This is a genomic window from Aeromonas rivipollensis, assembly GCF_037811135.1.
GTDB classification, from domain to species: domain Bacteria; phylum Pseudomonadota; class Gammaproteobacteria; order Enterobacterales; family Aeromonadaceae; genus Aeromonas; species Aeromonas rivipollensis.
On the sequence record NZ_CP149130.1, the window covers coordinates 575,301 to 587,352 of the forward strand.

The 12,052-nt window shown below is 61.8% G+C and carries 11 protein-coding genes; 7 read left to right on the top strand and 4 right to left on the bottom strand.

From position 1 onward, the window contains the following. Positions 1-27: 27 nt before the first annotated feature. Positions 28-1,056 carry a 16S rRNA (guanine(1207)-N(2))-methyltransferase RsmC gene (gene rsmC, locus WIR04_RS02745; RefSeq protein ID WP_338890280.1) on the bottom strand — a complete coding sequence of 343 codons (1,029 nt, stop codon included), beginning with the start codon at positions 1,054-1,056 and terminating at the stop codon, positions 28-30. Between the two features lie 278 nt (positions 1,057-1,334). Between rsmC and dapA the strand changes: the two genes are divergently transcribed. From dapA to WIR04_RS02760, 3 genes are all read left to right on the top strand, one after another. Then, positions 1,335-2,207 carry a 4-hydroxy-tetrahydrodipicolinate synthase gene (gene dapA / locus WIR04_RS02750; protein ID WP_025328372.1) on the top strand — a complete coding sequence of 291 codons (873 nt, stop codon included), beginning with the start codon at positions 1,335-1,337 and terminating at the stop codon, positions 2,205-2,207. A gap of 95 nt (positions 2,208-2,302) precedes the next feature. After that, positions 2,303-3,943 carry a diguanylate cyclase gene (locus tag WIR04_RS02755; RefSeq protein ID WP_338890282.1) on the top strand — a complete coding sequence of 547 codons (1,641 nt, stop codon included), beginning with the start codon at positions 2,303-2,305 and terminating at the stop codon, positions 3,941-3,943. 160 nt (positions 3,944-4,103) lie between these two features. Continuing rightward, positions 4,104-4,694 (top strand): beta-phosphoglucomutase family hydrolase, encoded by a 591-nt coding sequence (locus WIR04_RS02760; RefSeq protein ID WP_307766211.1) that lies wholly within the window; start codon positions 4,104-4,106, stop codon positions 4,692-4,694. 135 nt (positions 4,695-4,829) lie between these two features. On the opposite strand, the gene hfq is transcribed toward WIR04_RS02760, so the two are convergent. Continuing rightward, positions 4,830-5,189 (bottom strand): RNA chaperone Hfq, encoded by a 360-nt coding sequence (gene hfq, locus WIR04_RS02765; protein ID WP_106885723.1) that lies wholly within the window; start codon positions 5,187-5,189, stop codon positions 4,830-4,832. Positions 5,190-5,513: 324 nt separating this feature from the next. On the opposite strand from hfq, the gene WIR04_RS02770 reads away from it, so the two are divergent. Genes WIR04_RS02770 through WIR04_RS02780 form a run of 3 tightly spaced genes read left to right on the top strand, consistent with a single transcriptional unit; the run spans position 5,514 to position 8,993 of the window. Continuing rightward, positions 5,514-6,785 (top strand): paraquat-inducible protein A, encoded by a 1,272-nt coding sequence (locus WIR04_RS02770; RefSeq protein ID WP_338890289.1) that lies wholly within the window; start codon positions 5,514-5,516, stop codon positions 6,783-6,785. Continuing rightward, on the top strand, positions 6,778-8,424 hold the full coding sequence (gene pqiB, locus WIR04_RS02775; RefSeq protein WP_338890291.1) for an intermembrane transport protein PqiB: 1,647 nt from the start codon (positions 6,778-6,780) through the stop codon (positions 8,422-8,424). The genes WIR04_RS02770 and pqiB overlap by 8 nt, the downstream gene beginning before the upstream one ends. Continuing rightward, positions 8,424-8,993, top strand: coding sequence for a PqiC family protein (locus WIR04_RS02780; protein WP_338890293.1), 570 nt, complete (start codon positions 8,424-8,426; stop codon positions 8,991-8,993). Before pqiB ends, WIR04_RS02780 begins: the two co-directional genes overlap by 1 nt. A gap of 57 nt (positions 8,994-9,050) precedes the next feature. Here the strand turns inward: WIR04_RS02780 and ompA are convergent, their stop codons facing one another. Further along, positions 9,051-10,082 (bottom strand): porin OmpA, encoded by a 1,032-nt coding sequence (gene ompA / locus WIR04_RS02785; protein WP_338890295.1) that lies wholly within the window; start codon positions 10,080-10,082, stop codon positions 9,051-9,053. Between the two features lie 299 nt (positions 10,083-10,381). Continuing rightward, positions 10,382-11,389 carry an SGNH/GDSL hydrolase family protein gene (locus WIR04_RS02790; RefSeq protein ID WP_338890297.1) on the bottom strand — a complete coding sequence of 336 codons (1,008 nt, stop codon included), beginning with the start codon at positions 11,387-11,389 and terminating at the stop codon, positions 10,382-10,384. Positions 11,390-11,627: 238 nt separating this feature from the next. Between WIR04_RS02790 and WIR04_RS02795 the strand changes: the two genes are divergently transcribed. Then, positions 11,628-12,008, top strand: coding sequence for a YgiW/YdeI family stress tolerance OB fold protein (locus WIR04_RS02795; RefSeq protein WP_247625466.1), 381 nt, complete (start codon positions 11,628-11,630; stop codon positions 12,006-12,008). Positions 12,009-12,052 lie beyond the last annotated feature (44 nt).

Consider the following 12,052-nt stretch of genomic DNA (forward strand, 5'->3'; position numbering starts at 1 on the left):
TTGTTTTATTACAACCGTTGCACTTATTTAGGCTTTGCTCAGATACACCTTGAATTTGCCATCGCCGGCGATCACTTCGGTCAGTTTGAAGTGCGTCTCCAGTATAGGTTGGTAACGCAGGAAGGCATTGGCGACTATGGTCAGGGCGCCATCGGCGGTCAAAAACTCGGGGGCCCTTGCCAGGAAGGTTTCGGTGGCGGCATAGAAGGTCTTGAGCCCGGCATGGAAGGGGGGATTCGAGACGATATGTTGGAATCTTTCGGCAATATCGGAGTAGACATCGGAGGCATAGACTCGTCCCTGCAAGCCGTTGACCGCCAGGGTGCGGCGGCTGGACTCGAGCGCCAGGGCGCTGATGTCCACCATGTTCACCGTCAGTGCCGGGTTGCGTTTGGCCAAGATGGAGCCGATGACCCCGGCGCCACAGCCAAAGTCGAGCAGCTTGCCCGTCATGGGAGGGAGGCTTGCCAGCAGCATCTGGCTGCCGAGATCCAGCCCGTCGGCGCTGAAGACCCCCGGCAGGGCCATGACGGTCAGCTCGGTATCCCCGGCCTTGCACTCATAGCGGCTGAACCAGGCATCCAGCTCGAAGGGGGCGACCGGCTTGCCGAGCTCGCCGTGATAGAGGGAGCAGCGGCGGGCGGAGTCGCGTTTGATGGGCTTGTCGCCATAGGGGGCCAGCAGCTTGTCTGCCCCGTTGATGCCGCCCCGGTTCTCGCCGGCGAGGAACAGGTCTGCACCGCTTTCCAGCAGCGGCGTCATCATGGCCAGCAGGTATTGCGCCTCGGCCTTGGCCTTGGGCATCAGCAGCAGCAGGGCATCGAAACGAGGGGCACCGCCGAGCTGGTGATCGAACAGGATGCGCTCACCCAGGGCCGCCTGCTGGCTGAGGAAATAGCAGTAGTCTGTGGTGAAGACCGTCAGGGAGTCGGCCAGCTCGGCCAGCTGACGAGGGTAATCATCTTCCAGGGCGCCACACACCAATAGCCGTTTGCCGACAAAGAGGGCTTGATTACGTTCCAGCATCTGGCTGACGGCACTGACAGGACGGCTCATTGGGACTCTCCACGCTTTTTTGGGCGGCCATTATACATGGCCGCTTTCGCCTTGACATTTATGCTGTGTTCCCGAAATATGCCAAGACACCTTATTTATCCAGAGATGATGCAATGCGGTCATGCGTATCGAAACGAAAGCATAAACACAGCCTGACATTCGGGCCTGCTGGCGTGCGCGCGTAACCTCTCATCCCTGAGACGATTCAAGCCCCGGTAGCGACCCCCGTACCGGGGCTTTTTATTGACCAGTCCATCTGTTTAGGAGAAGGAAATCCCATGTTTCAAGGTTCGATAGTTGCCCTGATCACCCCATTTCGACAGGGCCAGCTGGACGAGGCCGCACTGGCTCGCCTGGTGGAGTGGCACATAGAGCAGGGGACCCATGGCATAGTGCCGGTCGGTACCACGGGGGAGAGCCCGACCCTGACCCACGACGAGCATTGCCGGGTGGTGGAGCTGGTGGTCAAGCAGGTGGCGGGACGGGTCCCTGTCATCGCCGGCGCAGGGTCCAACAACCCGGTCGAGGCCATCGAATATACCCGTTTCGCCGAGCAGATGGGGGCGGATGCCACCCTGCATGTGGCCGGTTACTACAACCGCCCGAATCAGGAAGGTTTGTTCCACCACTTCAAGGCGGTCCATGACGCCACCACCAAGCCCATCATCGTCTACAACATCCCGCCCCGCGCCATCGTCGATGTGCAGCCGGCGACCCTGGCCCGCCTGGCCGAGTTGCCGCGTATCGCCGGCGTGAAGGATGCCACCGGCGATCTGGCCCGCCCCTGGACCGAACGCCAGCTCATCAAGAAGCCCTTTGCCTGGCTCTCCGGTGAAGACGCCACCGCCGTCGCCTACAACATCGGCGGTGGTCAGGGCTGCATCTCGGTGACGGCCAACGTGGCCCCCAAGCTGGTGGCCGAAGTCCAGAACCTGACCCTGGCCGGCGAGTGGCAAGCCGCCCGCGAGCTGCAGGACAAGCTGATCCCGCTGCATCAGGCCATGTTCGCCGAGCCGAGCCCGGCGGGCGCCAAATACGCGGTCTCCCTGCTGGGTCTGTGCAGCGAGGAGTGCCGTCTGCCGGTGATGCCGCTGTCTGACGCCACCCGCGAGCGGATCCGCGCCGCCATGCAGGCATTGAATCTGTTGTAAAAACTGGGCTCTGGATCTCGCTTTTGACTGCCAGGTCAATTAATGGCCAGGCTTTGCCGATATACTCGCTTGGATACAACCAAGGATGATTTGGCATGCAAGAATGGGATCCGGAGCACTTCACCAGTTTTGAACATCTCTGTGAAGTGACCTTGGCCGCGGTCAGAGAAAAGACCGAGGCCGAGCAGATCTATCTGTGGCTGCGGGCGCCGACGCCCCAGCTCTACCACTACAGGCCCGAGCAGGGCTTGCTCTGCCTGAGCGCCGATCTGCTTACCTCCCTCGACCTGCCTCTCCTCTTCATAGAGCGCTCCCTCGATCTCGGCCAGTTGCTGGTGGAGCCCATCGCGCCGACCAGCGCCATCTGGGAGAGCGTCGAGCCTGAGGCCCCGCGCCTGCGTGCCTGCTTCCCGCTCAAACGCCACAAGGGGCTGGAGGCCGTGGTCTATCTGGAAACCCGGCGCCGCCTCGATCGCCTGCCAAGGCGCCAGCAGCAGAGCATCCAGCTGCTGATGCACTACCTCGCCGCCGAGCTGGAGAGCCGGCGGCTCGCCGGTCAGGTCGATCTGGAGCGGGATCAGCGGATCCATACCCAGGCCGACCTCGTCCGCAGCCAGGCCCTGCAGGACTCCTTCCTCAGCATGCTGCAGGCGTTGCACCAGGTGGGGGTCAAGTTGTCGCGCTGTGACAGCGAGGATCGCCTGCTGCACGATGCCGTGGTGCTGGCGCGCCAGGAGTTGCAGTTCGATCGCATCGCCATCTTCCTGACGGACAGTGAATTCAAGACCATGCACGGGACCTGGGGCACCAACGAGGCGGGCGAGCTCATCGACGAGCGCCATTTCATCAGCCCCATTCCGGATCACTCCACGGTGCAGGAGGCGCTGCGCCGCAAGGACTATGTGCTGGTGCTGGAAGATACCCCGCTCTATTACGAGAAGCAGGAGGTAGGGCGCGGCTGGAATGCCATGGTGTCGCTCTGGGACGGGGGCACCCCCATCGGCTGGATCGCCGCCGACAACCTGCTCTGGCGGCGCCCTCTCAAGGCGTATCAAAGCGAGATCTTCAAGCAGTATGCCGCCGTGCTCTCCCAGCTGCTGATCCGCCAGCGCACCCAGGCGGCGCTCGAGCGTTTCAACCGTGACCTGGAGCTGCGGGTGCAGGAGCGGACCCGGCAGCTGGCCGACACCAACCGGGCGCTGGAGGAGGCCAACCGGCGTCTCTCCCTGCTGTCGCTGGAGGATCCCCTGACCGGGATCGCCAACCGCCGTCAATGGGACATCACCATGGAGCGGGAGTGGGAGCGGGCCCGTCGCCATCAGGGAGTATTGGCGGTGCTGATGATAGATGTGGATGAATTCAAGTCCTACAACGACCACTTCGGCCACGGCAAGGGGGATCTGTGCCTGCAACGGGTCGCGGCCCTGCTGCAGGAGGCGGAGCGGCGGCGTACCAATCTGGTGGCCCGTTATGGCGGCGAGGAGTTCGTGATCCTGCTGTGCGCCCCGCAACCCGGGGAGGCGGAGCGGCTGGCGGAGCAGATCCACCAGGGGCTGGAGGCCCTGCAGATACCCCATCCGGCCTCCCGGGTGGCGGCGACGCTCACCGTCAGCATCGGCTTCAGCTATCTCATCCCCTCTTCGGACAAGGGGTGGCAGACCCTGACGGAGCAGGCGGATCAGGCGCTCTATCACGCCAAGTCGCAGGGGCGGGCCTGTACCCTGGCCTATCGCTGACTCGGGCCCGCCTTCTCTGATCTTTGTGGTGGCATCAGGGTGGCGGCCCTCTTCCTCGGCATAAGTGTGGTCGCAAGCGTTTCTCGCCCCTTGATGCGTGGCGATGAGCCCCGGGTCTGGCTAGAATGGGGGCCCATTTTTCACAGACAGATCCTGCACCATGACCCTCTCCGGATTTCAAGGCCTGGTCTTCGACCTCGACGGCACCCTGGTGGACTCCATGCCCCTGCACCTGGCCGCCTGGGAGCATACCGCCCGCGAGTTTGGCTTTCAGTTCGATGCCGACTGGTTTTATGAGCTGGGTGGCATGCCCAGTCGCAAGATAGCCTTGCTGGTGGCCGAGGTGCAGCAGATAGCGCTGGATCCGCTGGTGGTGACGCGTTGCAAGACGGAGCACTACGTGGCCAACCTGCACAAGGCGACCCCCTTCCCGGCCATGCTGGATCTGGTCAGGCGCTATCACGGCCTCATCCCCATGGGCATAGGCACTGGTTCACCCCGCATCAATGCCGAGGCCGTGCTGCGCAATACCGGGCTGGATCGCTACTTCTCCGTGGTGGTGACCGCCGACGATGTGGAGCTGCACAAACCCCATCCGGATACCTTCCTGCTGGTGGCACAGCGACTCGGGGTCGAGCCTGAGGGTTGTCTGGTGTTCGAGGACACCGGCATAGGGGCACAGGCCGGTGAGGCCGCGGGCATGCGGGTGTGCATGGTCAAGGAAGGGAAGCCGGTCGGATTGACCTACTGAGAAAACGGGCTGGTCATCGAGGCCGCCTGGGGGAGAAGACCCACTCTCATACGGGACAGGCATGACATGAGAGTGGGGATGCGCGTCGTCACAGATTGACGCAGCGGCAAGCTCAGAGCGAGGAGGAGGCGAGCATCACTGCTCGCTGCTACCGCCCTGATTGTCGTCATAACGGCTCGGGCCGCCGTGGGGACGCGGGGCCATGGAGACCCGTGGCTTGCGGGCGCGCTGGATGCTGACCGCCGGGCGACCTGAGTGCATGGCGATGGTGGAGATCTTGGCCTTGTAGACCAGTTGCTGATTGCCATGGGCATCGGTCAACAGCACGCTGTACTGGTCGAAGCCGCTGATGGTCCCCTCCAGCTTGATGCCGCTCACCAGGAAGATGGCGACCTGACTGCGGTTCTTGCGCAACCAGTTGAGGGCAGAATCTTGCCCGTTCCCAAGAGAGAAGGCCTGCTCGATAGTGGAGTAGCTTGGGGATTCAGTTGTCATAAATTATTGTCCCGCGGAAAAAAAGTGGCGTTTGATTGTGCTAAATGGTCACAGGCTTGTCAAAGTCATTCTCACCCCGCCGCCAAAGCATCGGTGAACAGGGGCTGATGTGCATGGGCTTGCGCAAATCTGCAGATAAATATGCCCCTTTTCCCTGGGGCCTGGGTCGAGCGATGCCAACAGGCCCTCTTTCCAGATCGCGCCCCATGCCCATGTATCTCGCGTCCCTTAAGGCCCTGTACATGAACAGGGCTGGTGGTTAGCGGCGGTGGCTGCAATAATTGGCGCCTCTGGCCGTTCTCGGCCTCATGCTGGGGTCCTATCTTGTATCCGGTTTCACACCAACACCCAATTACCTATACCCATGACGCGACCGCGTGCGAAGAGTGTGACCTGCTGGTGCCGGCCACCGCGCTGGCCGTGGGGGAGACGAGCAGTTGTCCCCGTTGCGGTCACACCCTGAGTGCGCACCTGCCGCAACAGGAGCGCAGGCCCATCGCCTATGGCTTTGCGGCGCTCATCATGTTCGTGCTCTCCAACGCCTTCACCTTCATGTCCTTCTCGGCCAAGGGAGTGGGGCAGGAGATGACCTTCCTGCAGTGCATCACCACCCTGGTGGATCAGGGCTATCTGTTTCTGGGGGCCGTGCTGAGCCTGACCCTGATCGGCCTGCCACTGGTCTATATCGGCTCCATCATGCTGGTGCTCTGGCGGCTCGACAAGGATCTGCACAGCAATGCCCTGCGCTCCCTCGGCCGACTGCTGTGCCGGATCAAACCCTGGCTGATGGTGGATGTCTTCCTCATCGGGGTGCTCATCTCCCTGGTCAAGCTGATGGGCATGGCGGACGTCAAGATGGGGCTCTCGTTCTGGGCCTTCGTGGGCTACACGGTGCTGCTGATCAAGATGATCTCGTCCCTGGACCGGATGTGGTTGTGGCAGCGGCTGTTCGGCCCGACCGAGGCGAGGGAGCTGGATCCCGAGGCCAGTGCCCTGGCGTGCGGGCTGGTGGGTTGCCACATCTGCGGCGCGCTCAATGACGGCGATGCCCACAGCTGCTCGCGCTGCGGCGATCATCTCCATCACCGCAAACCGGGCGGCCTGAACCGCACCTGGGCACTGCTCATCACCTCGGTGATCCTCTATATCCCAGCCAATCTCTATCCCATCATGGACACCGTCTTTCTGGGGGACGACAGCCCCTCGACCATCATGGGTGGTGTGGTGTTGCTCTGGGCCATGGGCTCCTACCCCATAGCAGCGGTGATCTTCTTTGCCAGCGTGGTGGTGCCCCTGGTGAAGATACTGGCACTGCTGTGGCTCTGCTACATGGTGCAGCGTGGCCGGGTCGGTTCTCCCCTTGGCAAGCTCAAGCTCTATCGCATGACCGAATTTGTGGGACGTTGGTCGATGATCGACGTCTTCGTGGTGGCCATATTGGCTGGCCTCATCCGGCTCGATAATCTGATGACCATCTACCCGGGCCCCGCGGCCATTGCTTTTGCCGGGGTCGTTTTGATCACCATGGTGGCCGCCATGAGTTTCGATTCCCGCCTGATCTGGGATTTACAACAAGGAGAGCGCGAACGTGAGTGAGCGTAAGACGAGGTGGAAACCGGGCTCTGACTTTATGAGCTCGGCCGCCGCTATCTGGATGGTGCCACTGCTGGCGCTGTTCATCGGCGCCTGGATGCTGTTCCAGCACTGGTATTCACAAGGCCCCAGTTTCACACTGACGGTCGCCACCGCCGAGGGCATAGTGGCGGGCAAGACGGTGATCCGCTCCCGTGAGGTGGAAGTGGGTCGCATCGAGGCGGTGGAGCTTAGCGATGACTACAGCCATGCGGTGCTCAAGGCCCGTCTGACCAATGCCGCCGCCGGCATGCTCAAGAAGGACAGCCAGTTCTGGGTGGTCAAACCCAGGGTCGGGCGGGAAGGGGTGTCGGGTCTTGGCACCCTGCTCTCCGGGGCCTACATCGAACTCGCCCCGGGCAAGAAGGGCAAGGCGCGCGGTGAATACGCCATGCTGGACAAGCCGCCGCTCGCCTCGGTGGACGCCAAGGGGCTGAGGCTCTCCCTCAGCAGCCGTGATGCGCGTGCACTGGGGATTGGCTCCCCCATCAGCTATCAGGGCTTCACCATAGGCCAGATAGAGGAGGCCAAGTTCCTGCCCGAGAAGAGCGAGATGCAATACCAGCTCTTCATCAACGCCCCCTACGACATCCTGGTGAGCAGCAACTCCCGCTTCTGGTTGACGCCGGGCTTCGAGGTCTCCATGAGCAGCGAGGGGATGAAGGTGAAGATGGACTCGCTGGAGAGTCTGCTGGACGGCGGCATCACCATGGGGCTGCCGCCTGGCTGGACACCCGGTGAGCCTGTCAAGCAGATGGACAGCTTCACCCTGTTCCAGGACGAGGCAAGCGTGCTGGCCGGTAGTCTGGATCAGTTCATCGACTACGTCTTCCTGTTCGAGGACAACGTGGGTGGCCTGCACCCCGGGGCGGCGGTGCAGTACCGCGGCATCCGGGTCGGCACCGTCATCTCTGCCCCCTACCTCATCGACGACAAGGGGGTGCAGATCTTCAAGAGCCGGCAGATCCCCGTGCTGGCTCGCATCGAGGTACAGCGCCTCTCCCATCGCTACGCCAATGCGGAGCGGGAGCAGTGGCGTGCCCTGTTCAGCAAGCAGTTCAAGGAGGGATTGCGGGCCAGCCTCAAGACGTCCAGCCTGCTGACCGGGGGCAAGGTGGTGGATCTCAACTTCTATCCGGATGCCCCTGCCTATGAGCCCATCAAGCTGGCAGGCTATCAGGTGTTCCCGACAGTGCAGGCCGGGCTGGATCAGATAGAGCGCAAGGTGAACCTCATCCTCGACAAGTTCGTCGACATGGACATGGCCACCACGCTGACGCAGGTGAATACCACCCTGGCGACCCTGGACAAGACCCTCAAGCACATCAAGGCCGTGAGTGCCAATCTGGAGCAGTTCACCGGTCAGCGTTCGACCCAGCAGTTGCCCGAGTCGCTCAACCAGAGTCTCAAGCAGCTGCAGGAGACTCTGCAGACCTATGATGCCGGTTCCCAGACCAACCAGGAGCTGCGTCAGTCGGTGCAGTCTCTCAATCAGCTGATGGGGGAGTTGCAACCCCTGGTCCATTCACTGAACGAGCAGCCCAGTTCGCTGATCTTCGACCGCTCCCGTCCCCGGGACCCTGAGCCCAAGCGAGGAAAATGATGAAAAAACGGATGATGGCCCTGGCCTTGCTGGGCCTGCTGGCGGGATGCAGCGCCGCCCCGACGGCACTGCACTACTACTCGCTGGATGCGGAGATCCCCCAGTCGAACGGCGTCACGGCGCAGCCCCAGCACCAGCTGGTGCTGCGTCCCGTCGTCCTCTCTGGCCAGCTGGATCGGATGAGTCTGGTCTATCAGCTGGAGGGCAAGGAGCTGCACTTTGCCGAGTACCATCGCTGGGCGGGGTCGCTGGATGCCCAGCTGAACCAGCTCACCCTCAATGGCCTCTCCAGCCGGTTGCCGGGCTGGGTAGTGCGCCAGGACGGTGCCCGCAAGGGGCCAGTCCTGAGCATCTCGGTCGAACGCTTCCAGGGACGGCACGATGGTCGGGCCTTGTTGAGCGGCCGCTGGCGCTTGCTGACGGAGGAGGGGGTGGTGCTGCGGGACGTGCCCTTCCAGCAGGAGCGGGTCTTGCCGGCCGATGGTTATGGCACCCTGGTCGACGAACTGGGACAGGGTTGGCAGCTACTGCTCGATCAGATAGCGGCGGATGTGCGCACCCGTGGCTGAACGGGACAATGAAAAACGGGAGGCCTAGGCCTCCCGTTTTGTTGTCTGACGCTGGGGTTATTGCTGAACTTCCGATACCCCTTGTACCTTGACCTCTACCCGGCGATCCGGGGCCAGGCAGACGATCAGCTCGCGTCTGGACTGGCTGGTGCAGCTTTCACCCGTGACAGGCGAGCTTTCGCCACGCCCTTCCACGTTGACCTTGCCGGCAGGCAGTCCCTTGCCAACCAGATAGTCGGCGACTGTCTGTGCGCGCTGCTCGGACAGCTTCTGGTTATAGGCATCGGAGCCGAGGCGGTCGGTATAGCCGATTACGGTGGCCGAGCCATCCTTGGGTCTGGCTTCCTCTATCTGGGTATAGAGGGTATCCAGCGCCTGACCAGCTTCCGGCTTGAGGGTGGACTTGTTGAAGTCAAACAGTACATCCGAGCTCAGGGTGAACTGCTTGTCGACCACCACGGGCTCGGGAGCCGGGGCTGGCGCTACGACCGGCATGGCCGGCGGGACCTGGCCGAAGCGATAGACGGCGGCCAGCGAGAGCAGGCCGTTGTCCATGCGCAGGCCGGTGTCCTCACGACTGCCGTAAGGGGTGCTGTATTGGTACTCGAGGCGGGCTGCCCAGTCCAGGTTGAAGGCGTACTCGGCGCCAAGCGCACCGACGAAGGTGAAGTCGTTGTCGTTGTCCAGCTTGTCGCTGCTGGTCCAGCCGTAACCACCACCGACGCGACCGTAGAGATCCAGATTGTCAGCTACCGGGAAGCCGAGCTTCAGGGTCAGCTGTGCCAGCTGCGCCTCGACATCGTCGTTGAAGACGGCGCCATTCCGGGTGCCGTTGTATTTGAGCTTGCCAAGGTAGTCGTAACCGAGCTCGATCCCAAGGTTCTGGTTGATCTGGTAACCGGCGAAGGCACCGGCGCCCACTTCATCGTCATCCTTGTCTTCGGTGGAGATGCTGTTGCTCTCGTCGACGCCGTAGAAGTTGGACCAACCCAGTTTGGCACCGCCATACCAGGTATTGTCTTGTCCGGCTGCCTGAGCGTTGGCCGCAAGCAAGCCTGAAACCAGCAAGGTAATCAGTGTTTTGTTCATATGAAGCCTCTGCAATTTGTCTGTGGGAGAGATCGAATGGATATCGCCTCGCCTCGTGGGTTGGGCCTTTTTCGAGCCGCAACTCGCTTAAAAGTAGCTCGCTTTTTTAAAATCACAAGCAACTGATATAAAACATATTGTGATAACAATGTGCACCATAGAGGCGTCGGCTGATGGCGGTGGGGGCATGACCCAATTCTGTGATGGGAGTCATATGAATTTTGTCTTATCGTTGTGGGAAACAACTGACTCCAATAAAGAGGCCGACGGAAAGTCGGCCTTTTGCATCTGCCTGCCCATCACTGGGGGATGAACTCGTACTCCCGTTCGATGAAGGTGGCGGCGCGCTCGCTCAGGGCGGCGTGCACGGCCGTAGTCGGGTGGACCTGATCCCAGAACATCTTGCCTTCACAGTTGAGCTCGCTGGCGCTGCGGCGAGCCATCGGACTGGCAACGGCCTGAGCTAGCAAGGGGTTGCCGGCGATGGCGAGGCGTTCCTGCGCATTGAAGGGGGCAAGCTGGCTGTCGGTGGCGGCGCTGCGGGACGAGAACGGCTTCCACACATAGCCGCCGCCGTAGCAGGCGTTTTCTGTGTCGCTCAGACCGAAGTTCTGCGGATCCCGCAGCATCTCGGCGAACTGCTTGTCGATCTCGAACAGCTTCACCATGCCGGTAGGGGCCAGCTGGCGTGCCAGATTCAGCAACAGCTCGTTGTGATAGCGGGAGACATGGCTGGCCGCCTCCACCACCTTCTGACTGCGGGCCGACGGGTTCTGGCCCAGATCCGGCAGGTTGAACAGCAGGATCTGTTTTGCCCCATGGAGCACCATGCGGTTGGCCGAGTCACTGATGACGTCGCGCACCCGCCTGGCGTCCAGCTCGGTATTCCAGCCATAGGCCAGATAGTCGTTGGCGCCGACCCAGAGGATCACCAGATCGTCCGGCTTGAAGCTGTCCTTCTCCAGGAACTGGGTGATCTCATAGTCCAGATTGTTGATGACCTGGTACTTGGGGTTCCAGGAGATCTTGTTGTAGGCCACGGCAGTGGCGCCCCCCTCCGCCTCGTTGACTATTTTCAACCCCGGGAACGGCTGGGTCAGCCGCTCCAGCCAGACGGGGCCGTTGGAGAAGCGGCCCTGGTAGTAGGGCGGGCTGGAGGGGAGATAACCGCGCATCTTGCCGTACATCTTGCCGGTGTCGGAGAGGCTGTCGCCGAACATCACTATGCGGGAGAAGGGGGGACGCGTCTCGGCGGCATGGGCCGTCAGGGCGAAGAGCCCCAGTAAACACAGAAGCAATTTGTTCATCTTGCTGTTCTCATTGAGTGGATGCAGGCGCTGCCTGCGGGCTGTTCCTCGAAGGCAAGGGGCTGGGGACCCCTGTTGCCAGGCTGAACGGTATCCACTCGAATACAATCTTGCAGCAAGCCATGAGCATTAAATCGATTGCGGTCACACTGGTCTCCCCTGGATGGGGGAGGCTTCACGTTTGTTTCACGCCAGCCCGGGCAAGATGCCTGCATACCCCAATGACAGGAGCGTGAAAATGAACAAAGCAAAGGTTATCGGCCTGGTGGCCCTGATGTCCGTCTCTTCTTTCGCCATGGCTGCCTACACTGGCCCCCAGGAGCAGAACAAGGTCTCGGTCGCGCAGTTGAAAGATGTGGCAGATGATCAGTGGGTGACCCTGGAAGGCAAGCTGGTCAAGCACCTTGGCGGCGAGAACTACAGCTTCCGCGATGAGAGCGGCGAAGTGGAAGTGGAAGTTGATGGGGACGTGTGGCGCGGCGTCGAAGTGGGCCCGAACGACCTGATCCGCATCCGCGGCGAGGTTGACCACAGCTGGAACAAGACAGAGGTAGAGGTCGAGCACCTGGAGAAGGTCGGTGCCGCTCCCCAGAGCAAGGGCGGCTTTATCGCCAAGTAAGTTCGCAGACCATGCAGGCAGCAAGGGCGCTACATAAGCGCCCT